This window comes from Annamia dubia NIES-4383 (assembly GCF_055394725.1).
The window spans coordinates 2,811,785-2,834,177 of sequence record NZ_AP025630.1; the positions used below are offsets into that span (position 1 = coordinate 2,811,785).

The 22,393-nt window shown below is 33.5% G+C and carries 21 protein-coding genes and 1 pseudogene; 13 read left to right on the top strand and 9 right to left on the bottom strand.

Annotation, left to right across the window (positions count from 1 at the left end; translation table 11 throughout):
• The first annotated feature begins 317 nt into the window (after nt 1-317).
• On the top strand, nt 318-1,052 hold the full coding sequence (locus tag Anndu_RS12645; protein WP_464101546.1) for a sugar transferase: 735 nt from the start codon (nt 318-320) through the stop codon (nt 1,050-1,052).
• A gap of 40 nt (nt 1,053-1,092) precedes the next feature.
• On the top strand, nt 1,093-2,223 hold the full coding sequence (locus Anndu_RS12650) for a DUF1972 domain-containing protein (RefSeq protein WP_464101547.1): 1,131 nt from the start codon (nt 1,093-1,095) through the stop codon (nt 2,221-2,223).
• A 45-nt stretch (nt 2,224-2,268) separates the two neighbouring features.
• Here Anndu_RS12650 and mfd read toward each other — a convergent pair whose 3' ends face one another.
• A complete protein-coding gene (gene mfd / locus Anndu_RS12655; protein WP_464101548.1) occupies nt 2,269-5,877 on the bottom strand; it encodes a transcription-repair coupling factor in 3,609 nt (1,202 codons plus the stop codon).
• A gap of 264 nt (nt 5,878-6,141) precedes the next feature.
• Here mfd and Anndu_RS12660 point away from each other — a divergent pair, with 264 nt between their 5' ends.
• The gene (locus Anndu_RS12660; protein ID WP_464101549.1) at nt 6,142-6,546 is read left to right on the top strand and encodes a hypothetical protein; all 405 of its coding nucleotides are present in this window, start codon (nt 6,142-6,144) and stop codon (nt 6,544-6,546) included.
• A gap of 58 nt (nt 6,547-6,604) precedes the next feature.
• Here Anndu_RS12660 and argC read toward each other — a convergent pair whose 3' ends face one another.
• Entirely contained in the window at nt 6,605-7,657 is a 1,053-nt protein-coding gene (gene argC, locus Anndu_RS12665) for an N-acetyl-gamma-glutamyl-phosphate reductase (RefSeq protein WP_464101550.1), read from the bottom strand.
• A gap of 237 nt (nt 7,658-7,894) precedes the next feature.
• Between argC and phoU the strand changes: the two genes are divergently transcribed.
• The gene (gene phoU, locus Anndu_RS12670) at nt 7,895-8,479 is read left to right on the top strand and encodes a phosphate signaling complex protein PhoU (protein WP_464104092.1); all 585 of its coding nucleotides are present in this window, start codon (nt 7,895-7,897) and stop codon (nt 8,477-8,479) included.
• A gap of 98 nt (nt 8,480-8,577) precedes the next feature.
• Here the strand turns inward: phoU and Anndu_RS12675 are convergent, their stop codons facing one another.
• Entirely contained in the window at nt 8,578-9,234 is a 657-nt protein-coding gene (locus Anndu_RS12675) for a ComF family protein (protein WP_464101551.1), read from the bottom strand.
• Nucleotides 9,235-9,468: 234 nt separating this feature from the next.
• Here Anndu_RS12675 and Anndu_RS12680 point away from each other — a divergent pair, with 234 nt between their 5' ends.
• The 3 genes from Anndu_RS12680 to Anndu_RS12690 all read left to right on the top strand — a co-directional run bounded on the left by Anndu_RS12680 (nt 9,469) and on the right by Anndu_RS12690 (nt 10,976).
• On the top strand, nt 9,469-9,819 hold the full coding sequence (locus Anndu_RS12680; RefSeq protein ID WP_464101552.1) for a ferredoxin-thioredoxin reductase catalytic domain-containing protein: 351 nt from the start codon (nt 9,469-9,471) through the stop codon (nt 9,817-9,819).
• Between the two features lie 2 nt (nt 9,820-9,821).
• Complete coding sequence (locus Anndu_RS12685) at nt 9,822-10,247, top strand: DUF309 domain-containing protein (protein WP_464101553.1); 426 nt, start codon at nt 9,822-9,824, stop codon at nt 10,245-10,247.
• 273 nt (nt 10,248-10,520) lie between these two features.
• Nucleotides 10,521-10,976 carry an LptA/OstA family protein gene (locus tag Anndu_RS12690; RefSeq protein ID WP_464104093.1) on the top strand — a complete coding sequence of 152 codons (456 nt, stop codon included), beginning with the start codon at nt 10,521-10,523 and terminating at the stop codon, nt 10,974-10,976.
• 58 nt (nt 10,977-11,034) lie between these two features.
• Here Anndu_RS12690 and Anndu_RS12695 read toward each other — a convergent pair whose 3' ends face one another.
• Nucleotides 11,035-11,901 (bottom strand): lysophospholipid acyltransferase family protein, encoded by an 867-nt coding sequence (locus tag Anndu_RS12695; protein ID WP_464101554.1) that lies wholly within the window; start codon nt 11,899-11,901, stop codon nt 11,035-11,037.
• Nucleotides 11,902-11,958: 57 nt separating this feature from the next.
• Here Anndu_RS12695 and Anndu_RS12700 point away from each other — a divergent pair, with 57 nt between their 5' ends.
• Nucleotides 11,959-13,308: a GTP-binding protein gene (locus Anndu_RS12700; protein ID WP_464101555.1), complete on the top strand. Its 1,350-nt coding sequence runs from the start codon at nt 11,959-11,961 to the stop codon at nt 13,306-13,308.
• 210 nt (nt 13,309-13,518) lie between these two features.
• Here Anndu_RS12700 and Anndu_RS12705 read toward each other — a convergent pair whose 3' ends face one another.
• Nucleotides 13,519-13,917, bottom strand: coding sequence for a hypothetical protein (locus Anndu_RS12705; RefSeq protein WP_464101556.1), 399 nt, complete (start codon nt 13,915-13,917; stop codon nt 13,519-13,521).
• Between the two features lie 73 nt (nt 13,918-13,990).
• Between Anndu_RS12705 and Anndu_RS12710 the strand changes: the two genes are divergently transcribed.
• The 3 genes from Anndu_RS12710 (at nt 13,991) to Anndu_RS12720 (ending at nt 16,135) form a co-directional block, all read left to right on the top strand.
• Nucleotides 13,991-14,281 (top strand): Nif11-like leader peptide family natural product precursor, encoded by a 291-nt coding sequence (locus Anndu_RS12710; protein WP_464101557.1) that lies wholly within the window; start codon nt 13,991-13,993, stop codon nt 14,279-14,281.
• 25 nt (nt 14,282-14,306) lie between these two features.
• Nucleotides 14,307-15,002, top strand: coding sequence for a DevA family ABC transporter ATP-binding protein (locus tag Anndu_RS12715; protein WP_464101558.1), 696 nt, complete (start codon nt 14,307-14,309; stop codon nt 15,000-15,002).
• A gap of 110 nt (nt 15,003-15,112) precedes the next feature.
• Nucleotides 15,113-16,135, top strand: a complete 1,023-nt coding sequence (locus Anndu_RS12720) for an ABC transporter ATP-binding protein (protein ID WP_464101559.1) — start codon at nt 15,113-15,115, stop codon at nt 16,133-16,135.
• A gap of 187 nt (nt 16,136-16,322) precedes the next feature.
• On the opposite strand, the pseudogene Anndu_RS12725 reads toward Anndu_RS12720, so the two are convergent.
• The 3 genes and pseudogenes from Anndu_RS12725 to lexA form a co-directional block, all read right to left on the bottom strand.
• Nucleotides 16,323-17,348: pseudogene (locus Anndu_RS12725) on the bottom strand (IS630 family transposase).
• Between the two features lie 51 nt (nt 17,349-17,399).
• Nucleotides 17,400-17,534, bottom strand: coding sequence for a hypothetical protein (locus Anndu_RS12730; protein ID WP_464101560.1), 135 nt, complete (start codon nt 17,532-17,534; stop codon nt 17,400-17,402).
• A 160-nt stretch (nt 17,535-17,694) separates the two neighbouring features.
• Nucleotides 17,695-18,312, bottom strand: coding sequence for a transcriptional repressor LexA (lexA, locus tag Anndu_RS12735; RefSeq protein WP_464101561.1), 618 nt, complete (start codon nt 18,310-18,312; stop codon nt 17,695-17,697).
• A gap of 164 nt (nt 18,313-18,476) precedes the next feature.
• Here lexA and Anndu_RS12740 point away from each other — a divergent pair, with 164 nt between their 5' ends.
• Complete coding sequence (locus Anndu_RS12740; protein WP_464104094.1) at nt 18,477-19,502, top strand: hypothetical protein; 1,026 nt, start codon at nt 18,477-18,479, stop codon at nt 19,500-19,502.
• A 111-nt stretch (nt 19,503-19,613) separates the two neighbouring features.
• Here Anndu_RS12740 and corA read toward each other — a convergent pair whose 3' ends face one another.
• Nucleotides 19,614-20,789, bottom strand: coding sequence for a magnesium/cobalt transporter CorA (gene corA, locus Anndu_RS12745; protein ID WP_464104095.1), 1,176 nt, complete (start codon nt 20,787-20,789; stop codon nt 19,614-19,616).
• Between the two features lie 440 nt (nt 20,790-21,229).
• Here corA and psbA point away from each other — a divergent pair, with 440 nt between their 5' ends.
• Nucleotides 21,230-22,312 carry a photosystem II q(b) protein gene (psbA, locus tag Anndu_RS12750; RefSeq protein ID WP_464101562.1) on the top strand — a complete coding sequence of 361 codons (1,083 nt, stop codon included), beginning with the start codon at nt 21,230-21,232 and terminating at the stop codon, nt 22,310-22,312.
• Nucleotides 22,313-22,393: the final 81 nt, after the last annotated feature.

The window sequence follows — 22,393 nt, forward strand, 5'->3', positions numbered from 1 at the left end:
TTAATCAATATTTTACATTTTTGTGATTAAAATTACTTAAATCGTGATAATTTTCTTATAAGTATATAACTAAACAGTTAAGTTTGTTATTTGATTTAAAATTGAAACAGGGTTAAATTAATCTATAGCACAAACAGACAAAATGTGTAATAACAGGCTTAAAGTATTGATAGAGAAGCTCTTTAAGGTTTACACAATTTCTCCACAATTGGCGATTTAAGAAAATACAAAAAATTTTTGAAACTACACGGAAATTTCATAATTGTTTCTTATTGTGTGAAGTACAGAAATAAAAAAAGTATTCGGGGTAAATCATTATGAACTTCCAAACTCAGGCATTAGAAATACTTAATCTTAACAATCGGATTGGTTTTGCTTTCACAGATACTTGTGTTGAGTCTACCAACATCACGCAACCCAATCAGGAAAAAATAGCACAGCAGTCTCATCCTTCTATCTCTAGCAAAGGTAAACGCTTTTTAGACATTATGGGAGCATTAGTTGGATTAGTGATTACTGGTTTTGTGGCTATTCCCATTTTTATCGCTATGAAAATTATGGATCCTGGCCCGTTATTTTTTAGTCAGATTCGTTGTGGTTTAAATGGTAAAACTTTCCGCATTTGGAAGTTCAGATCTATGGTTAAAGATGCCCACAAATTCAAAAAATTCGTTAAAAATGAAGCTAGTGGTTTAATCTTCAAAAATGAAAACGATCCTCGCATTACCAAATTAGGTAAATTCTTACGCAAAACCAGTTTAGATGAATTTCCTCAATTTTGGAATGTGTTAAAAGGTGATATGAGTTTAGTTGGTACTCGCCCTCCTACGGTTGATGAAGTTGTGCAATACAAACCCCATCACAAAGCCAGATTAAGAGTTAAACCCGGTATTACTGGCGAATGGCAGGCCAACGGACGTTCTACAGTGTTAGACTTTGAAGAAATTGTAAAAATGGATTTAGCTTATCAAAAAAAATGGACTTTACTTTATGATGTAAAATTAATTTTGAAAACCGTTGCTGTTGTTGTAGCTCGTAAAGGTGCTTGTTAATAACAGTTAACGATCGAAACAAATCGAATTAAAAACTGTTATGATTAACGGAAAAAAACCAAAATTATCAATTCTCGGTTGTCGAGGTATCCCTTCAAAATACGGTGGTTTTGAAACTTTTGCTCAAAGACTTGCTCTTTATTTAACGCAAAAAAATTGGTCAGTAACAGTTTATTGTCAAGATAGTGACACCCCTAAAATTTATGAGTCTGCTTATGAGGATATACGCCTAGTTCATATTCCTGCCCCGGATTATGGTGCGTTATCCTCTATTTTCTTTGATTGGAAATCCGTTTCCCATGCGGCTCAAGAAATTAGTCAAAATAAAGAGCAAAATTTAATTCTTACCCTTGGTTATAATACGGCTATTTTTTGTTTACAATATCGCCTTAAAAATTTAATTAATATTATTAATATGGATGGCATTGAATGGCGCAGACAAAAATGGAAATTACCCCAAAAAATATGGTTATATCTTAATGAATGGTGTGGCAGTTGGTTGGGTAATCATTTAATAGCTGATCATCCTGAAATTCAAAATCATTTAACTACTAGAGTTAAGGCTGATAAAATAACAGTTATTCCCTACGGTGCAGAATTAGTTGAAAATGCGGATCTTAGTTTATTAGAACGTTATAATTTAAAGCCTAATCAATATGCAATTATTATTGCTAGACCTGAACCAGAAAATAATATTTTGGAGATAGTTTCAGCTTTTTCTAGTAAGAAAAGAAATGTTAAATTAGTGATTTTAGGTAATTATAAACCTAACGAAAATCCCTATCATCAAAAGGTCATGGAAACTGCTAGTGATGAAGTTTTATTTATTGGGGCTGTGTATGAACCGGAAGTTACAAATGCCTTAAGATTTTATTGTCAATTATACATTCATGGTCATTCTGTAGGGGGAACTAATCCCTCGTTAGTGGAGGCTTTAGCTTGTCAATCGGCGGTTTTAGCACATGATAATGCTTTTAATAAATGGGTGGCCGCCGATCAGGCACATTATTTTAAAGATGAACAAGAATGTTTAGAAAAGTTAGATTTATTGTTAAATAATGAGGCAGAATTAAAATTAATGAAAGAAGGAAGTTTTAAACGTCATCAAGAGGAATTTTATGGCACTCGTGACGTTTCGGCTTATGAGGAATTATTATTAAAATTTATTTAGTAATTAGGGGCTTTTCATCAAATTTAAAATCAATTAGATTGATGATTAATTTTGGGGTAAAGCTCCTTGCATTTTGCCTAACCATTCAATTAAATTTTCTAATTGTTTGATTGGTTTTAAGACTCCTAAACCCTTAACTGTCACTTTTTTCTTGACATAAACAAAACGATTTTTAATATGATCTGGTAGGTTTTCTTTTAACAATTTAAAAGCGGGTTCTTCCATTGGAGTTTCTAAGGAAATATGTTGACTTCCATCGGGTTTAATACGAGAAAAACCGAGAGATTTTGCTAATTGTTTTAATTCAACTATTTTAAATAATTGTTCCACAGGTTGGGGTAATTTTCCATAACGATCGCACCATTCTTCCTCAATTTGTTTCAATTCTTTCACGGAATTAGCATTAGCAATTAGGCGATAAGCGTCCATTTTTTGCTCAGGATCATTAATATAAGTATTCGGAATAAACGCAGTTAATTTTAAATCAATTTTCGTTTCATCTACTTTGGGAATTTCTTGCCCTTGTATTTCTTGAATTGCCTCTTGTAACATTTCCATATACAATTCAAATCCAATTGTCATCATTTGTCCTGACTGTTGCGCTCCTAATAAATTACCAACTCCTCTGATTTCCATGTCCCTTGTGGCTAATTGATAACCCGATCCTAACTGACTAAACTCTTGAATAGCTCTTAATCTTTTATTCGCTAACTCAGATAATTCTCCCTTACTAGGATATAACAACCAAGCATGAGCCTGAATACCCGATCGCCCTACCCGTCCTCTTAATTGATACAGTTGAGCTAAACCGAATTTATGAGAATCCTCTATAATAATCGTATTTACCCTCGGAATATCTAAACCTGATTCTACAATAGTAGTACAAATTAAGAGATCAGCCTCACCATTATTAAAGGCTAACATGGTAGCCTCTAACTCAGATTCCGCCATTTGCCCATGAGCGACCGCTATTCTGGCACTGGGGATCATATTGCGCAAATTTTCACAAATTTTTTCAATTCCTTCAATTCTTGGCACGATATAAAACACCTGCCCTCCCCGATCTAATTCGTTACGAATTGCCGTTCTAATTACTTCTAAATTATAGGGAGATAGGTAAGTTTTAATCGGCCTTCTTGACGGGGGGGGAGTGGTAATTAAACTCATCTCACGAATGCCAGATAAAGACATATATAAAGTGCGGGGAATTGGTGTTGCTGAAAGAGTCAAAACATCAACATGAGTTTTAAAACTTTTAATCTTTTCTTTTTGATTAACACCAAAGCGTTGTTCTTCATCTATTACTAATAAGCCCAAGTCCTTAAATTTGACCTCTTTTCCTAATAGTTGTTGAGTGCCAACTACTATATCTAATTCTCCCGTTTGTAGGCGTTTTAAAATATCTTTTTGTTCCGACTGGGTACGAAAACGATTTAATAAACCAATATTGATGGGATAGGGTGCAAAACGCTCTTTTAAAGTGTGATAATGTTGCTGAGTTAAGATAGTTGTGGGGGCAAGAAATACTACTTGTTTATGACCGGAAGTAACGGCTTTAAAAATAGCTCTAATTGCCACTTCTGTTTTACCAAAACCCACATCACCACAGACTAAACGATCCATTGGTCGTTCATTTTCCATATCCCTTTTTACGTCCTGTACAGCCTTTAATTGATCTGGAGTCGCTTGATAGGGAAAAGAATCTTCTAATTCTAACTGCCAAGGGGTATCTGGCGGGTAAGAATAACCAATTTCTTTAGCTCTTTTAGCATATAAATTGATTAAATCAACTGCTAATTTTTTGATAGTTTTTCTAACTTTATTTTTCGCATTTTTCCACACTTGACCAGTCATTTTATTTAAGGTTGGTGGTTTATTTTCGGTGTGACGATAACGAGATAAAGTTTCCACAGAATCGGCCGGAATTCTTAATAAACCATCTTCATATTTTATTACTAAATATTCCCGATTTTCTAATGGTTCTAATTTTAAAAATTTACCCACGCCATGACTTTTATGTACCACATAATCACCCGGTCTTAACTTATCTAAATCAACCTGTTTAGAAGCGGCACGACTGCGCTTTCTGACGTAGGTGGGAGTGGCTAAAGTATGTTGGCCAAAAAACTCTCGATCGGTAACAATTACAATTCGATAAGTGGGTAAAATAAAGCCTTCTAATTCCGCTAAACCAGAATATTTTAAAGCTACGGCCGTGCTTTGAATATGTAAGCGTTCAATGGCGGTAAAATCTTTAGGATTGGGGATAAATTGAGCCGCACAATCATGTTCTTGAAGTAAGGAAACTGAGCGAGAAGGTTGGGCAGAAATTAACCAAATTTGATACTTTTCTAAGGTCATGCCGTTGTAAATTTCCCGTTTACCTCTTAAGATTTCAGCTAATTTTGCAAATTGATGGGGGGTAGTAGGTAAAGAGCGACTAGAAAGATTAATTGATTCACTTTTATTTTCATTTTCTTCCACAATTTCTGATAAAAAGATCGGGGTAAAATTTTCATGAATTAGGCTTAAACTTTCACTAAATAAGTAATGTAATTTAGGTAAATCTGCTTTTAATTTTGGTTTAATTTCTTGGTTTAAATTTTGCCATTGTTCCTGCGCATATTCTACCCATAAATTACTATGGGAGGCACATTGTTCTACTTCATCAATGGCAATTAAAGTATGGTCTGGTAAATAATCTAAAATTGAAGCGACTTGATTAAATGCTACTCCTAAAAATCTATAAATACCTTGTTTTTGATGATCTAAAATATCTTCTATATTTTTACTATCTGAGGTGACTAAATCTAATTGATTAGCCTGTTTTAACCCTTCTAAAATCAGATTAGAAAAGCTAGTAGGGGTTAAGGTTAAACTAGGAATATTATCTAAAGATCGTTGAGTTGCAGGGTCAAATTCCCTTAACTTTTCTAACTCATCACCAAACCATTCTAAGCGCACCGGAAGTTCCGCCGAAACGGGAAATATATCAACAATATCACCCCTTCTACTCCACTGGCCTTCTACTTCCACTAAATTAACTCTTTCATAGCCTAACATAGCCAATTTTTGATCTAATTCTTTAGACTTTAAACTCATGTTTAAACTAATAGTTAAACACTGTTTTTGGAAAATTTCAGGGGGCGGTAAATGGGGTTGTAGAGCTTTCTGAGTTGTGACGATCGCCAATGATCCCCCCCTACCCCCCTTAGAAAGGGGGGAGTTATTATTTTCCTGTGGTACAGGCATCTTGCCTGTGTTAGTTTTTTGATCGGTAACAGGCAGGATGCCTGTACTACTGGTCACTGGTAACTGATTACTGATAACTGAAATGGTCTGCATCTGTCCCCAAATCATCTCTGATTCAGGGTTATAAGACTCGTAGGGCGATGATTCGCTAGTGGGATAGAAAAAAACCTGTTTCCAGCCCATCATCTCTAATTGAGCCGCCCAACGTCCTGCTTCTTCAATGGTGGCACAGATAACTAATAAATTTTGTGATTGAGATTGAGCTAAACTAGAAGAAACGAGGCCTTTTGGCAGTCTAGCAATACCGTTTAAATAGAGTTTTTTCTGTTTATTTAATTTTATTAACAGTTCATTAGTTAAAGGTGAACGGGAAAGATTACGAATTACAGAAGAAAAGGTCATGATATAAGTAATAAGAAATGAGTAGCAAATAAAATAATTAACAAAAATTTAATGATAATGGATTTTATCTTTATTAACTTCTATTAGTCAACATTTTAAGCTTATATGGCACTACAAACTAATATTAGGATAACAAAAGTCGGGGATTTGTTAAAACCTCCACTTTTAAAATCCAATAATAATTTAATCTAAGTTATAATAAAGATAAGGAAAAGTTTTAAGCCTTAATTTGAACAATTGTGATTCAATTGTTGAGGAGGTATTATGAAAAACCTATTTCAATTATTAACTAAAAAAACTTTCTGGTTAACAAGTTTAATTTTATTATTATCTTCTGCCGTTGCTACTTCTGTTAATGCTCAACTAATTGAACATTATACAGCCCGTTTAAGTCAAGCCGATCATTATAATACTGAAGGTGTAAGACTGTGGACGATTGGGGCAATTATACGTCAAGATCGGGCTAATTTTCATGTCTATGGTATTCAAGACTGGCAAGATGAATGGGATCAATTATATGATAATACTAATAATCGGGCTTCTTTAGAAAGAACCTTAAATGATCAAATTTTTAGCCCTGTTGAAAGTGAGGCTATTCTTTATGGTGATCCTTTGATCCAAGTAATTGTTTATCCTGATTATATTGATCTTAAATTTATTGAATATTAATTTATTTAGTAGGGGTCAACACCCGTTAACCCCTACAATGGTATTTAAAAATCTAATTTTACGGATAAAAACTTAATTGAGGTAGTCCTAAAGTTTCCTCCCATCCCATCATAATATTTAAACATTGTACGGCCTGACCTGATTGGCCTTTGATTAAGTTATCGATCGCTGACATTACAATCACTCGATCGGTACGGGGATCCACTTCAATGCCAATATAACAAAGATTCGTCCCACAAGCCCATTTACTTTGGGGATAAACTCCACCGGGTAATATTTTGACAAAGGGAGAAGAACGATAAAAAGCATTATAAATGGTAATTAAATCTTCCCTCACTAAGCCCGGATCCCTTAGGGTGGCATAAACAGTAGCTAAAATACCCCTTACCATTGGCATTAAATGGGGGGTAAACTGCACTAAAACTTCACTTCCGGCTAGATCACTACAAACTTGTTCGATCTCGGGTGTATGACGGTGGGAAGCCACTCCATAGGCACAAATAGAACTATCGGCCTCGGCTAATAATAAATTAATTTTAGCTTGTCGGCCTCCGCCCGATGTGCCTGACTTAGCATCAATGATCGCCGTTTCAGGTATGATTAAACCTTGTTTCATTAAAGGCGCAAGTGCTAATAAACTGGCCGTACAATAACATCCGGCACAACCAATTAAATTAGATTCTTGGATTTTTTGACGGTATAATTCAGGTAAACCATACACAGCCGTGGAAGCTAATTGGAGATCGGTGCGCTGTTTCTGATACCATTGAGTATAAACATCTAAATTAGTAAAACGGTAGTCAGCAGATAAATCAAGCACTTTACAGCCCTTTTCTAAAAGACGGGGAGCAAGATCACAAGCCAAGCCATTGGGTAAGGCTAAAAATACCACTTGACAACGGGAAGCGATCACCTCTAGATCTATTTTTTCAATGGTTAAATTGACCGATTGTAAATGGGGATATAAAACCTTATAATCCTGACCAGCACTACTATCACCTCCAAGATAGGTAATTTCGACCTTGGGATGTTCGCTTAATAATTTAACCAATTGTACTCCACCATAGCCGGAAGCACCAATAATGCCCACTGGGATGCGTTCTGTTTCCATAGATTTAAAAATTGGGATGAGAAAATTACAAAATAGGATCTTGGCTGAATTTTAATATTAAATGCTAATTTCTCAAAACTTAAAGTATTGTTAATTTTTTTCTGCTATTACTGAAATATAACTAAAATAGAATCTTTTTTACATTTTAATTTTATAGCAGTGATTATAGAAAAACCTAATTCTAAACGTTCTCACTTTGAGCGCTGTTTACAACGCCTAGAACAAGATGTCCTACGCATGGGAACATTAGTAGAGGAGTCTTTCCGTCTGAGTCATCAATCTTTATTTGCTCGTAATTTAGAAGTTATCAAAAAAATTAGCCCTTTAGATCGGCAAATAGATCAATATTATCGTCAAATTGAGAACGATTGTACGATGTTTATTACTCTCCATTCACCCGTAGCTCAAGATATTCGCATTTTAAGTGCTTTTATGCAGTTAGTTCGTGACTTAGAGCGCATTGGAGATTATGCTCAAGATCTATCGGAAATGGCGATCACTTTATTTTCCTATACTCCCCATCAGTGTATGGGTGAAATTGAAGAAATGTCCACCCATGCTCAAATTATGTTAGCGGAAAGTTTAGTTGGTTTGGCTGAATTTGATGTAACTTCAGGAGAAAGGGTTAAACGCTTGGATGATACGGTAGATGAGGCTTACGATCGAGTTTATCGTCAATTGGCTCATCAACAAAATATTATTGGCATGGTTGAGCCGATTATTATTTTAGCTTTAGTCATTCGTAGTTTAGAAAGAATGGCTGATCATGCTACTAATATTGCTCAAAGAGTTTCTTATATTATTACCGGCCATCGAGCTTAATTTTAAGTAATAAATAATAAATAATAAGTAATAAGTAAAAAACCAGATTAGAATTAAAAATTTTAAGTGGCTTTAGCGCAGAGGATCATAAATTTGATTTAATGTTTACTTGAGGCTAAAGCAATTACTCCTATGACCTTAAGATGATGTTTTTCTAAGGCTTTTTTGGCTTCTTTAACCGTTGTACCTGTGGTATAAATATCATCTAATAATAAAATTGGTTGTGTGGGTAATTTTTTTTCAAAATCTTTGCCTAAAATTAAAGAATCTTTGATTTCTTTTTGTCTTTCTTCCACATTTAAACCAAATAAGGCCGCAGTATTTTTAACTCTTTTTAAACCATTGGCTTTTAAGGTAAACTTAGTAAGATCACAAAAACTTTTAGCCATTATTTCTGATTGATTAAAACCCCTTGATTTTAATTTTTCTTGATGTAAAGGAATGGGAACAACTATTAATTTTTGATATTGTTTACTTAAGGCAGAATTTAACCATTTTTCCCCTAGCCAATAACCAAATATTTCTCCTAAATTAACTTTTCCATCATATTTTAAATTGGCGATCGCTCTTTTTAAAAGTCCATTATAATTGCCCCAGATCAAGGTGGGAAGTTCACCATGCCACCCACTTTCTGCATTAGAAAAACTTAATTGTTTTAACTGTTTTTCACAGTAAATACATAATTGTTGTTCGGCCGGACGTTCACATAAGGGACAATTAACTTTCAAAAATAAATCTAAGAAACTTTTTAACATAAATAATAATTATCAGTTGAGGGTTGACAATGATTAATTCTTAATTAATAAGATTATAATTATTAATCTCAATCTTGCCTTATTTTAAGTTAAAATACTTATAGTGATCATTGAATAATTTAATGAGTATGACCAATCATAAAAGCATTTAGTGAAGTAATTTGACTATTTTGATCTTAAAACTTTATAATACAATGGCAACCATTAATTAAGATCAAAATTGAGTTGATAAAAATGTCAATTAAAGAATCAGACAAAACCCTTGAGGCAATGAAAAATTTTGCCGAACAATATGCAAAACGTACCGGAACTTACTTTTGTAGCGATCTTTCCGTCACCGCCGTAGTGATCGAAGGTCTAGCACGTCACAAAGAAGAATTAGGTTCTCCTTTATGTCCCTGTCGTCATTATGAGGATAAAGAGGAAGAAGTAAAAAATACTTTCTGGAATTGTCCTTGTGTTCCCATGCGTGAAAGGCAGGAATGTCATTGTATGTTGTTTCTTCCTTCCAATAATGATTTTGCCGGAACTGAGCAAGAAATTTCTCTGGACTACATTAAAGAAATAAAAGCAAGTATGGCTTAATTATGAGCGATCAACCACCGCACGAATTTTGGCAGGGTGTCGCACAGTTTAATCAACGTCAGTTTTATGCTTGTCATGACACCCTAGAAGCGGTGTGGCTAGAAGCGCCGGAGTCACACAAAAAATTTTATCAGGGTATTTTACAAATTGCTGTGGCTTGTTATCATTTAAGTAATCTTAATTGGCAAGGTGCTGTAATTTTATTAGGTGAAGGAATTAAGCGTTTAAGTTATTATGAATCAACTGAATTTAACATTAATTTAGAGCTTTTAATTGAAGAAAGTTTAGCACTTTTGACAACTTTACAACAAATTAATCCTGATCAGGTGGCTTTGTTAGCTCATTATTTAGGTTTGATTTCTACGGATAATTTAGATGATCTAAAAGTTGATTTTTCTTGTCAGTTACCCTTCATTATTAAGGTTTAATAATTTAAAATTAATTGATTAAAGAAACTTTTTTTGTTAAAGTTAGTCTTAATTGTTATTCTTTATTCGTAACCATATTTTAACTATAGCAATCCTAAATTACTTGTGGCAAATCAATTATTTTTTTTAGTTAAAGTGTTGTGATGAATAACGAATAACAATTAACGAATAATCATTAAAATTGTGCTTTTTATGAAAAAAAAATATACTAATTTAACTAATTTTTTCGATAAATTTCAACAAAAATTAACTATTTTTCTGACTTTACTGATAATGTTAACCACAGCGATCGCGCTATCTTCTTTTAATCAAAAAGTTGAAGCCCAAAGTAACGGCCAGCCTTTAACGGTTTTATCGGATATTCAAGAAGCAAACTCAGAAACCGGAGTAGTTACGGCTAGGGGGAATGTGAGGCTTTATTACCCAGTCAGGGGCATTCAAGCCACTTCCGCCCAGGCTCAATATTTTAGTAGGGAACGGCGTTTAATTTTGACGGGGGATGTTCTTGTCTTACAAAATGGGAATACTATCCGTGCCGAAAGTATCACCTATTTAATAGATGAAGGGCGTTTTGTGGCCACCCCCCAAAGTAATAATCAAGTTGAATCTGTTTATTTAATAGAAGATGCTGAGGCTAATACTCCTAATAATAGTAATAATTCTACTCCTCAACCTCCTTCTACTCCCTCTATTCCGTCTATTCCCTTGGAAAATCAACCTGATTTATAAATTGATAATTATTGATCAGCAGAAAAACACTGCTGATAGTTAGCATTTTATAACTAAATTATTCAAATTCTTGAACTAATTGATCTAATTCTTTTTGCATTTTATTAGTAACTAAATCGTAACAATAATTAACATAATTGCGATCGCAAGAAGCTTGACGGCCGTACTTTTCAAAGACAATAGGAGGACAAATCCTCAGATGAATTTTACTAGGTAAAGGAATATTAAATAAAGGCCCAATGCCGATCACCCAAGGTAAACCTAAATAAACGGGAAAAACAATCGGATCTTTATTCATAATCCAAGGAAGATTAAAGGTTTCTAATAACTGTTTAATCTGAGGATAAAAGTCAGCTAAAACAATTAAAGTATCGTGCGCACCGTAGGAAATAATCGGAGTAATCGGCACATTTTCTTTTAGTGCTAACTTAATAAATCCTTTTCTTCCTGCGAAATTAATCTTATTGCGCTCAGAATGGGGTCTAAAAACATCCTGCGCTCCCCCCGGATAGACTAAGACGTTAGCATTGTTTTGAAAAGCGGCCATGGCCATTTTAGGATGTGCTTTCACTGCGCCCACTTCCACCGCCATTCTTGCCATTTCAGGGTAAACTTCCCAGATCAGAGGGTGCATTAAGCCGTAAACGGGATGATCTAAGCCAAAATGAGAAAACCAGTCATAGATCATCATCACCATATCAGGAGAGGCTAATCCGCCGTTATGTGAGCCTACTAAAAGGGATTTTTGAGTTGGATCAACATATTGCCAACCATCGCTAGTAACTCGAAAATAATAACGGTAAAAAATTTCCCAAATTGGCATTAATTCTTTAATTTTCTGGGGATTTTTACCATTTAAACACCAACCATCATAAGGAGGTTGTACTAATTGGGGGTTATAATGGGGTAAAAAATTGCCAAGCATTATTATTACCTATGATTGATTTGATAATAATGATATAACAAAATTATTAAAATATTTATGAAATCAGAACAAACTCATTTTAACTTAGCTCGTGCCAGTCTTCAACAGGCAATTTCTTGGTATTCTCGTTTTCAAAGACATGGGAAACATACCCCTAATATTGAGTTACAAGCGGCCGTCAAAAATGATTTACAAATATTAAAATTTGCTTTAGAAAAGTTAGATCAAAATGTGATCAAAATTGCTACTTTTGGCTTAGTTAGTAAAGGTAAATCGGCGGTTATTAATGCTTTAATTGGACAAAATATTTTAGAAACTGGGGCGATTCATGGTATTACAAAATATCCTCGATCGGTGCGTTGGCAAATTCCCCATAGTCAACTACAAATTGAGTTAATAGATACACCGGGGTTAGATGAAATTGAGGGAGAAATTAGAACACAAATGGCGCAAGAGATAGCGCAACAAGTTGATTTAATTTTGTTTATTATTTCCGGTGATTTAACCCGCACTGAATACGATGCAATCTATCAATTACAACAAAATCATAAACCTTTAATTTTAGTTTTTAATAAGATTGATCTTTATCCTGATACCGATGTTAAAAAGATTTATCACCATCTACAAGAATTGCATTTAAAATTCAATCAAAAAGGGTTTCCTTTAACTGTTTCTGCTCAAGAAATTGTTAGAATTTCCGCCGCTCCTCAAGCTTTCCCCATGCGCATTGAATGGGAAGATGGTAGGGTAACTCAAACTTTTGAAAATCCTGAGCCTAATATTAGTGAATTAAGGGAATTATTGTTAACAATTTTGACGAGGGAGGGGCGATCTTTATTGGCTTTAAATGCGCTTTTTCAAGGGAAAAAAGCCCAAGAAAATATAGCGCAAACTACGATTAAATTGCGTCAAACTGAAGCAGAAGAATTAATTTGGCGTTATGCTAAATATAAGGCTTTAATCGTAGCAATTAATCCTATTGCAATTTTAGATCTAATTGGTGGAATGTTTGCTGATTTGAATTTAATTAGATCTTTAGCTCAATTATACGGCCTTCCTATTACCAGTTATGAAGCGGGAAAATTATGGCAAAAAATCTTAATTAGTTCGGGTAGTTTATTAATAGGAGAAATTTTTGGGAGTTTAATTTTAGGGATGATGAAAACCGCTTCAGGCATGATAGGAATGTTTGAAAATCCAACGGCTTTAACTACTTATGGAAGTACGATTTTAAGTCAAGCAGTTTTAGCTGGATATGGGGCTTATTTAGTGGGCAAAATTACTCAAGAATATTTAGAAAAAGGTTGTACTTGGGGGGATTTAGGGGCTAGTATTGTAATTAAAGAAATTCTTGATCAGATTGATAGTAATACGATTATTTATCGCTTAAAAAATGATTTATTTTAGTTGTCATTTTTTGAGACTATCCCTTTAAACTGGGGGGGTCAAAGTGGGTTAATTACTCACATTTTACCCTCAAAATATTGACTGGGTTTGAAATTAATTTTAAGGTCAAGATAAAGTCAATCAATTGAACTAATTTTTATTAGTAATTATCTATTTTTTTATAATTGATGGTGTCACAAATTAATTAATAAAAAAAAGTGCTAAAATTCTTTAATTATCAATTTTTGAATGACAAATAATCACTTGATTAAGTAAATTAATGTTTAATAATTGTTCGCTGTTTAACCAGTTAATTTTTAAATTAATTTCTTGATCATTTTGTTTGATCATAATAATTTTACCTGTTATAATTGGTTTAACAATACCTCTATTTTCTGATAATAATTGAGTTTGATTTAATTCTAAATAATAGGCACGATGAGGATTAATTAATAAGCCTTGACATTGTTCCCCTTGATTTAATAAATCAATTCTTTGCAAAAGTCTCCATGTCATGATATTTTTTTGATTAGGATTAGATTGGGGTTTTAATTCAATCAACCAATCAAAATGAGGCTCAAATTGATCGGCAATTGAAGGAAAATGATAAATTAAAGCGGTTCTTAACATTTTGTGTTTATTTTGTGCTAAATTGAAAAATAATTAAATTTTAATTTATTTGTTAATAATAGGATATTAAATTATGAGTGATCATAGTCTGGAAAATTTTTTAGAATTAATCATTAGTGATCAGGAAATTCAAAAACAAATTAGTCAAGCTAAAAATGTTGATGAATTTACTAATATTGCCTTTGCGATCGCTCAAAATAAAGGTTATAATTTTACCTTAGAAGAATTGAAAAATCAAATGGTAGGAAATCAAAAAGAAAGTTCAACTTCTCAAAATTCATCTATTCGTAATTTTATGAAAAATTTGCGTTGGGCTAGGGGGAAAAATGATGATCTTTGGCATAAATTAAAAAAATTAAATTAGTTTATAAATAAAAAAAATATCAGATATGTTAATCACACAAACAGCGACAAAAACAGTAGTTTCGATTAAAAATTTGGATTATTTTTTTGGATCGGGCTATCTCAAAAAACAAGTTTTATATAATATTAATTTAACATTAAAAGAGGGTGAAGTTGTTATTTTAAAAGGGCCTTCAGGATCGGGCAAAACCACTTTATTAACTTTAATGGGAGCATTGAGATCGCCCCATTGTGGCAGTTTAAAAGTATTTGATCAAGAATTACTTGGTGCAGGAAAAAATAAATTAGTACAAATTCGCCGAAATATTGGTTATATTTTTCAGGCTCATAACTTATTAAATTCTCTTACTGCTAAACAAAATGTTCAACTTTCTTTAGAACTTCATCCTGAATTTTCCCCTCAAGAAATTCAACAAAAATCAATTGAAATGTTAGAGGCCGTTGGCTTAAATGATCGCATCAATTATTACCCCCATAACCTATCAGGAGGACAGAAGCAAAGAGTCGCTATTGCAAGGGCTTTAGTCAGTCATCCAAAGATGGTTTTAGCCGATGAACCCACCGCCGCTTTAGATAGTAAATCAGGTCATGCAGTGGTTGATATAATGTATCAATTAGCTAAAAAACAAGGCTGTACAATTTTAATTGTTACCCATGATAATCGCATTTTAGATGTGGCTGATCGCATCTTAGAATTAGAAGATGGAATTTTAATTAATTGATAATTGATAATTGACAATTGATAATGAATAATTAATAATTGATAAATAAGCAATAACAAATAAATCATAACAAACACATTTTAAACCATCAAAAATAAATCATTATCTCAATGAATATTCCCGCTATTTCTATTCAAAATTTACAAAAATCCTACGGAAAAATCCAAGCAGTTAAAAATATTAATTTAACTGTAGAAAAAGGCGAAATTTTCGGAGTCTTAGGCCCTAATGGAGCAGGAAAAACTACTACTATTCGGTGTTTATGTAGTTTAACTAAGCCTGATTCTGGTAAAATTGAAGTATGCGGCCTCTCTGTTTTAGATCAACCCCAAAAAGCCCGAAAACGCTTAGGTTATGTAGCTCAAGAGGTGGCTTTAGATAAAATTCTCACGGGTAGGGAAATGTTACAACTTCAAGCGGATCTGTATCATCTTCCCAAACAAGTGGCACAGCAAAGAATTGAAGAATTATTGATTTTACTGGGTTTACAGCCCTACAGTGAGCAAAAAACGGGGACTTATTCGGGGGGTATTCGCAAACGTCTTGATCTGGCGGCCGGTTTGTTACATCGCCCTGATGTGTTAGTCTTAGACGAGCCTACCGTAGGCTTAGACATTGAAAGTCGTTTCATTGTTTGGAATTTTTTACGTCAATTAAAAGAAGCTGGTACAACTGTTCTAATCACCAGCCATTATTTAGAAGAAATAGACGCTTTAGCCGATCGCTTGGCTATTATTGATCAAGGAGTGATCATTGATCAGGGTACACCCTCACAATTGAAGGATAAAGTCGGCGGCGATCGTATTACCTTAAGAATTAAAGAGTTTTCTCCCTTAGAGGAAGTAGAACAGGCAAAAATGATTTTAGAACCCCTATCTTTTATCGAAGAAATTATCATTAATCAAGCCCAAGGTAACTCTTTAAATTTGATTGTTAAACCCCAAAGTAATCCCCTAAGTCAAATCGAAAATGCTTTAAATCTGAAAGGATTTTCTATTTTTAGTATGAGTCAATCGCGCCCCAGTTTAGATGATGTTTATTTAGCCGCAACAGGTAAAACTTTAATGGATGCCGAGTTAGCGGCCGTAGGAACAAGAGACTTAAAAAAAGAGAAAAAAGAAGCGATGAAATAATTTATTTTTATTCAGATTCTACCCCTCTCATTAACAAAGAGAGGGGAATTATTTGTAATTTTTACTAATGCGATGAGATACTCAATAGACCTCTTGGGAAAGTGGGATCATGAAAGTACAATAAAGAAAAAATTGGAGAATAGAATATGAATTATGAAAAAGAATTTAATCGTCAACTATAGCAATCCTAAATAGGTTGTGGCAAAATTCCATATTGATAAAGTTTGGGGAAATCAAATATTTGACCATGCGCAAAAAACTTAAATAGCCACTTTACTATTTTAAATGATTTACATAAATGATAGAATTGTCTAATAAAATTTTTCACTTGTAGCCAAATATCTTCTACCGGATTTTGTTCTGGAGCATTAGGGGCAAATTTATGACAAGTAATTAACCATTCTTCTTCCAATAAATCTTGATTTATTATAGTTAAATACTCCCTAAATTCTTTTGAGTCATGATAGGTTGCTCCATCCCAAAATATTGCTAATCTTTTTCCTTTTCTTTTTGATAGTAAATACTTGATAAATTTGATCGTATTTTCTGTATTTCCACTTTCATATTCTTTGACAATAAATTCTTTAGTTTGATAGTCTAATGCCCCATAATAAGTTTGTCGGCTTTTTTCATTTTTAATGGGAATTTCTATTCTTTGATCTGTTCTTCCCCAAACATAACCTAAAATGTCTCCCCAAAGTAAATGACATTCATCAATCATAAACACTACAAGCTCTCCACTCTCTATTTCTTTTTCCAAATCTCTAATTTTTCACTGATTTCTTTTTTTTTAGCTTCGACTAATTCGTCATTTTTAGCCGGATTCTTTTTTGAGTTTTTTCCAACTTATTTTCGCTTCTTTGAGCAAACTATAATAACTTTGATTGGATTTATAAATAATATTATATTCTCGCTCTAAATAAATTTTTAAATCTGATAATCTTAAATATTCTTGCTCTCTTAACCAATTAATAACTTGGTCTTTTTCTTCTGGTTTTAATTCACTTTTAGTTCCTTTAAACTGTAATTTCAAGCTTTCTACTCCACAAAAAAGAGCTTGATTTTTCCACATACTAATAAAGCTATGAGAAACTTGTAATAATTCTTTTACTTCATGGTATGATTTTCCTTCTAAAATCATTTTGACAGCTAAAGCCCTTTTTATTTCTTTAGCCTCTTTTGTTTGATTGATAAAATCATTTAACTCAGAAATAATGTTCATTTTTTTTTCCTTGAATTTAGATTATAATTAATATTATATCTGTTATGACCTATTTAGGATTGCTATATCTTCTTTTTCAATGTTGCCATCAACAGAAGCGATCGCAAATAAAGCACCATAAAAGGCAAGACGATGATTTTCGGAAACTTTGCTTAAATCTAAATCAAATTTATCCATTTTTATTCTCCTTATCATCAATTCAGGCAAAATATCTGCTTTAATTATCCAATTATTGCTTTCTGTAAAATCAGAAACTTAACATTAATTAATCTTACAAAATATAATAAAAGAGAGTTTGCAGGGTGAGTAATACCCACCCTATCCATTATTAATTCATTTAATATCCCCGCCAAACACCCATTAAAATACCTTGGATTTGGATTTGATCCTGTAAAACTTCAATGGGATCATATTTAGGATTAGAAGCCTTTAAAATAATTTTTTGATCGCCCTGATAAAAATGTTTTAAAGTCGTGCCTAAACCTTCGACTCTGGCCGCTACAATTTCACCATCTTTGATTGCTTCATCACCTTGGGGCGATCGCATGATCACCATGTCACCGTCCGTAATATGGTCTTCAATCATACTATCTCCAGTCACACGCAAGACAAAACAATTAGGGTGCTGTAAAATCTGACTTAAATTAAAACGCTCTCTAGTTTCGGCCGTTTCATCCGTAAAAGGCTCAACTAAGCCTCCGGCCGCAATTGTGCCTAAAACTTCAATCCCTTGAATTAAAGAAGGTTTTAAAATGCGTAGGGTTCTTGCTTTACCATTAGACCAATCAATATAACCCTTTTTGCGTAAATGATCTAAGCGACTTTGCACGGGGGCAGGGGATCTTAAATTCATGGCTTCCATCATTTGACGGATGGAAGGAGCGTGTTGAGTGGTGCGAATATACTCTACTAGCCAATCATATAATTGTTTTTGAGCGGGAGTTAAACTTTCCATATTTTGTCATTTTTGATGATAATATAAATTAATGACTTTAGTATATACTTATTTAAGAACAGTCGTACTAAAAAATAATTAAAAAGATTTAACTTTTTTGAAGTGAATGAACTGATATAATGATCAAGCCCATCAATTAAAGATAGATCTGCTTTATGAATGAAATGTCCCCTAGTGATGAAGAAATCATTGCCGCATTAGAATCTTCTATAGATTTAAAATTTGAATTACCCGATCCCGAAGATGAGGAAATTCATGATTATGATTTTCAACAACGCTTAGATCAAGTCTGGAAAGAATGTGAGCGCTTTGACTTACAGACGGATATTTGGCGTGGGCGTGTTTTAAGAGTTATTCGGGATCGGGAAAAAAAGGGCGGAGACGGCAGAGGAACTGGTTTTCTCCACTGGCTTAAAAATCGGGAAATTACCAAAAGTCAAGCTTATAATTTAATTCAATTGGCCAATAGTGCGGATACTCTATTAGCGGAGGGTCAGTTAGATCCCAGTAGTATTAATAATTTTAGCAAAAGAGCATTTGTGGAAACGGCAAAATCCGCTCCTGAAGTGCAAAAATTAGTAAGTTCGGCGGCCATGAAAGGGGATCACATTACCCGCAAGGAAGTTAAACAACTGGCTGATGAGTGGACGGCCATGAGTTCAGAGTTATTACCGGATGAAGTGAAGGAAAAGGCTTCTGATGGTAGTATTCCGCCCCGTTACCTTGCGCCTTTAGTCAAGGAAATGGAGAAATTACCTAATTCTCATATTTTAGAAATTCAAAAAGAAATCAGTGAAACTCCTGATATAGATACGGTTAAGTTAGTTACTTCTGAGGCCAAAAGTTTGGCTAAATATTTAGATGCGGCCGCCCAAGTGCAAACCTTGCGATCGGCTAATATTGACCTAGAAATGGCTTTAGAAGAAGCCTTACGGTTAGAATGTTTAAGTACGGCGGCCGATCTGTTAAAACAGGCTACCCAATTAGAACAAATTGTGGGTAAATTATTTACTACATGGAAAAGAATCGGAGGTTTAGCTGATCGCCTTTATGTGGATACAGGGGCAAGTAACCCCCATTTAAGGGGCTTATTGAGTGCTTTAGAAGTGTTAACAAATGATGTAATTGAGGTGCAATTAGATGATGCTGGGGAGCAACAAGTGCGCTTAAAAATTATGACTGATAATTAAAAGTATAGCCATCTTGCAAAAGTAATAAATATTAACTGATTGTGAATTGTTAATTGATAAAAACTTTATCAATTCTTATTACTGATTATTTGACTTTTGCAAGAAGTTTAATTAAGGATCAATTTGTAGATCAGAAGTATTTTCAAACCAACCTTTTTTCCAAAAGAAAATGAATAAACTAATTGCAATAATAACTATTATTAACCAGAAAAAAGGATAACCTAAATACCAATTTAATTCTGGCATATTCCAAGGAGAATCAGTATTAAAATTCATGCCATAAATTCCCGCCACAAAAGTTAAAGGAATAAAAATGCTAGAAATTACGGTTAAAAGTTTCATAATTTCATTCATTTTATTACTAACTGCTGATAAATAAACATCCATTAAACCTGATGCTAATTCTCGATAAGTTTCAATAATATCAATAATTTGCACAATATGATCATAACAATCTTTTAAATAAATTCTCACATCATCACTGATTAAATCACAATCATCCCTTAATAAACTATTTAACGCATCTCTTTGCGGCCAGATCGCCCTTCTGAGTGCCAAAAGTTCCCTTTTAATTTGATAAATTTGTTGTAAAGTATTATTAGTAGGAATTAACACAACCTGATCTTCTAATTCCTCAATTCTTTCTCCATAAGACTCTAACACCGGAAAATAACCATCAATAACCGCATCCCATAAAGCATAAGCTAAATAATCGGCATTTTTTGAGCGAATAGTGCCTTTTTTATTATGTATTCTTTCCCTTACTTTATTAAAACAATCAAAATTAGGTTCTTCTTGAATGGTTAATAAATAATATTTTCCTAGCACAAAACTAACTTGTTCTAAAAAAAAGCCTTGACCATTTTCCTTATTCATTACCATCTGCATAATTACCAATAATTGATCAGTATATTCTTCAATTTTTGGCCGTTGAGGTACATTAACCACATCTTCTAAAACTAAAGGATGAAGATTAAATACTTGACCTACTTCTTTTAAAATATCTTCACTTCCTAAGCCTGAAACATCTAGCCATGAAACAGATTGAGAGTCTAAATATTGTTGACATTCCCCTGCGGTTAAAGGAGTTAAAAATATTAAATTATCCTCATTATAATCAATTAATTCTAATTGAGTTACCGGAGCGTCTTTTTCAATATCAATTGTTCCGGGGGTATCCCCTTGATCATCATAATAAAATTGAAATAAAGTATCTTCATTTTCTTTATTTCTTCCTTGATTTTCTAAAAATTGATTGTGAGAATGATAATTAAAATTAATTTTCATTTTTGATTGATTGATTTTTTTTTCTTGAAAACTATTTTTCTGAAAAAATAATTGATTAAGCCAAGATAAAACGGAATGATTATTTTTTTTCTTATTCATAAAAAATAATTTTTATTCTTAATAATTAATGATTAATTTATATATGAAAAATCAAAACATTATAGTCAATTGTTAATTGTCGAATTTTGCTTATTTTAGCTTAACCTTTGAGGTATTTTTTATTTGATTTTATTAATTTTTGTAACAAATCCCCCCCTTATACCTTAAATATATAAAAGGCATTTGATAAGTAAAACTTATCAAATCTATAAATAACTTTATTCTTAAAACCCTTTACAAAACTTAAAACTACCTGCTATAGTAAAAACATCATAAAAAACAAGTTCGGTTTTCCGAACAATCGTACCTAGAAAACTTAATCAAATTGCAATCATAAAACCATGACAACTACTTTACGTCAGCGCGAAAGCGTTTCCTCTTGGGAACAGTTTTGTAATTGGATCACCAGCACCAACAACCGTTTATATGTAGGTTGGTTCGGTACCTTAATGATCCCCTGCTTACTAACAGCGACCACTTGCTTCATTATTGCATTTATCGCCGCTCCTCCTGTTGATATTGACGGGATTCGTGAGCCTGTAGCGGGTTCTTTATTATACGGAAACAACATTATTTCCGGTGCTGTAATTCCTAGCTCTAATGCGATCGGTTTACACTTCTATCCTATTTGGGAAGCGGCTTCTTTAGATGAGTGGCTTTACAATGGTGGCCCTTACCAGTTAGTAATTTTCCATTTCTTAATTGGAATTTTCTGCTACATGGGTCGTCAGTGGGAATTATCCTACCGTTTAGGTATGCGTCCTTGGATCTGTGTTGCTTACTCTGCTCCTGTAGCGGCGGCAACTGCAGTATTCTTAGTATATCCTTTAGGTCAAGGTTCTTTCTCTGATGGTATGCCTTTAGGTATCTCTGGAACTTTCAACTTCATGATCGTTTTCCAAGCAGAACACAACATCTTAATGCACCCCTTCCATATGTTAGGCGTAGCTGGTGTATTTGGCGGAAGCTTATTCAGTGCAATGCACGGTTCTCTAGTAACTTCTTCTTTAGTTCGTGAAACCACCGAAGTTGAATCTCAAAACTACGGTTACAAATTCGGTCAAGAAGAAGAAACCTACAACATCGTAGCGGCTCACGGATACTTTGGACGTTTAATCTTCCAATATGCTTCTTTCAACAATAGCCGTTCTTTACACTTCTTCTTAGGAGCATGGCCTGTAATCTGTATTTGGTTTACTGCTTTAGGTGTAAGCACCATGGCATTCAACTTAAACGGATTTAACTTCAACCAGTCTATCATGGACTCTCAAGGTCGTGTAATCAACACTTGGGCAGACATTTTAAACAGAGCAAACTTAGGTTTTGAAGTAATGCACGAAAGAAATGCACACAACTTCCCCTTAGACTTAGCTTCTGGAGAGTCTGCACCTGTAGCATTAACTGCTCCTGCGATCAATGGTTAATCATTGCTTGATTTAACAATTGAATATTAACAAAAAGCACTCCTATTTTCAGGGGTGCTTTTTGTTGTTTTGGATTAGACA

What these genes read in the sequence shown, in the direction of transcription:
- Anndu_RS12645 (WP_464101546.1), top strand. Translation starts at nt 318, where the DNA reads ATGAACTTCCAAACTCAGGCATTAGAAATACTTAATCTTAACAATCGG.
- Anndu_RS12650 (WP_464101547.1), top strand. Translation starts at nt 1,093, where the DNA reads ATGATTAACGGAAAAAAACCAAAATTATCAATTCTCGGTTGTCGAGGT.
- mfd (WP_464101548.1), bottom strand. Translation starts at nt 5,877, where the DNA reads ATGACCTTTTCTTCTGTAATTCGTAATCTTTCCCGTTCACCTTTAACT.
- Anndu_RS12660 (WP_464101549.1), top strand. Translation starts at nt 6,142, where the DNA reads ATGAAAAACCTATTTCAATTATTAACTAAAAAAACTTTCTGGTTAACA.
- argC (WP_464101550.1), bottom strand. Translation starts at nt 7,657, where the DNA reads ATGGAAACAGAACGCATCCCAGTGGGCATTATTGGTGCTTCCGGCTAT.
- phoU (WP_464104092.1), top strand. Translation starts at nt 7,895, where the DNA reads ATGGGAACATTAGTAGAGGAGTCTTTCCGTCTGAGTCATCAATCTTTA.
- Anndu_RS12675 (WP_464101551.1), bottom strand. Translation starts at nt 9,234, where the DNA reads ATGTTAAAAAGTTTCTTAGATTTATTTTTGAAAGTTAATTGTCCCTTA.
- Anndu_RS12680 (WP_464101552.1), top strand. Translation starts at nt 9,469, where the DNA reads ATGTCAATTAAAGAATCAGACAAAACCCTTGAGGCAATGAAAAATTTT.
- Anndu_RS12685 (WP_464101553.1), top strand. Translation starts at nt 9,822, where the DNA reads ATGAGCGATCAACCACCGCACGAATTTTGGCAGGGTGTCGCACAGTTT.
- Anndu_RS12690 (WP_464104093.1), top strand. Translation starts at nt 10,521, where the DNA reads ATGTTAACCACAGCGATCGCGCTATCTTCTTTTAATCAAAAAGTTGAA.
- Anndu_RS12695 (WP_464101554.1), bottom strand. Translation starts at nt 11,901, where the DNA reads ATGCTTGGCAATTTTTTACCCCATTATAACCCCCAATTAGTACAACCT.
- Anndu_RS12700 (WP_464101555.1), top strand. Translation starts at nt 11,959, where the DNA reads ATGAAATCAGAACAAACTCATTTTAACTTAGCTCGTGCCAGTCTTCAA.
- Anndu_RS12705 (WP_464101556.1), bottom strand. Translation starts at nt 13,917, where the DNA reads ATGTTAAGAACCGCTTTAATTTATCATTTTCCTTCAATTGCCGATCAA.
- Anndu_RS12710 (WP_464101557.1), top strand. Translation starts at nt 13,991, where the DNA reads ATGAGTGATCATAGTCTGGAAAATTTTTTAGAATTAATCATTAGTGAT.
- Anndu_RS12715 (WP_464101558.1), top strand. Translation starts at nt 14,307, where the DNA reads ATGTTAATCACACAAACAGCGACAAAAACAGTAGTTTCGATTAAAAAT.
- Anndu_RS12720 (WP_464101559.1), top strand. Translation starts at nt 15,113, where the DNA reads ATGAATATTCCCGCTATTTCTATTCAAAATTTACAAAAATCCTACGGA.
- Anndu_RS12730 (WP_464101560.1), bottom strand. Translation starts at nt 17,534, where the DNA reads ATGGATAAATTTGATTTAGATTTAAGCAAAGTTTCCGAAAATCATCGT.
- lexA (WP_464101561.1), bottom strand. Translation starts at nt 18,312, where the DNA reads ATGGAAAGTTTAACTCCCGCTCAAAAACAATTATATGATTGGCTAGTA.
- Anndu_RS12740 (WP_464104094.1), top strand. Translation starts at nt 18,477, where the DNA reads ATGTCCCCTAGTGATGAAGAAATCATTGCCGCATTAGAATCTTCTATA.
- corA (WP_464104095.1), bottom strand. Translation starts at nt 20,789, where the DNA reads ATGAAAATTAATTTTAATTATCATTCTCACAATCAATTTTTAGAAAAT.
- psbA (WP_464101562.1), top strand. Translation starts at nt 21,230, where the DNA reads ATGACAACTACTTTACGTCAGCGCGAAAGCGTTTCCTCTTGGGAACAG.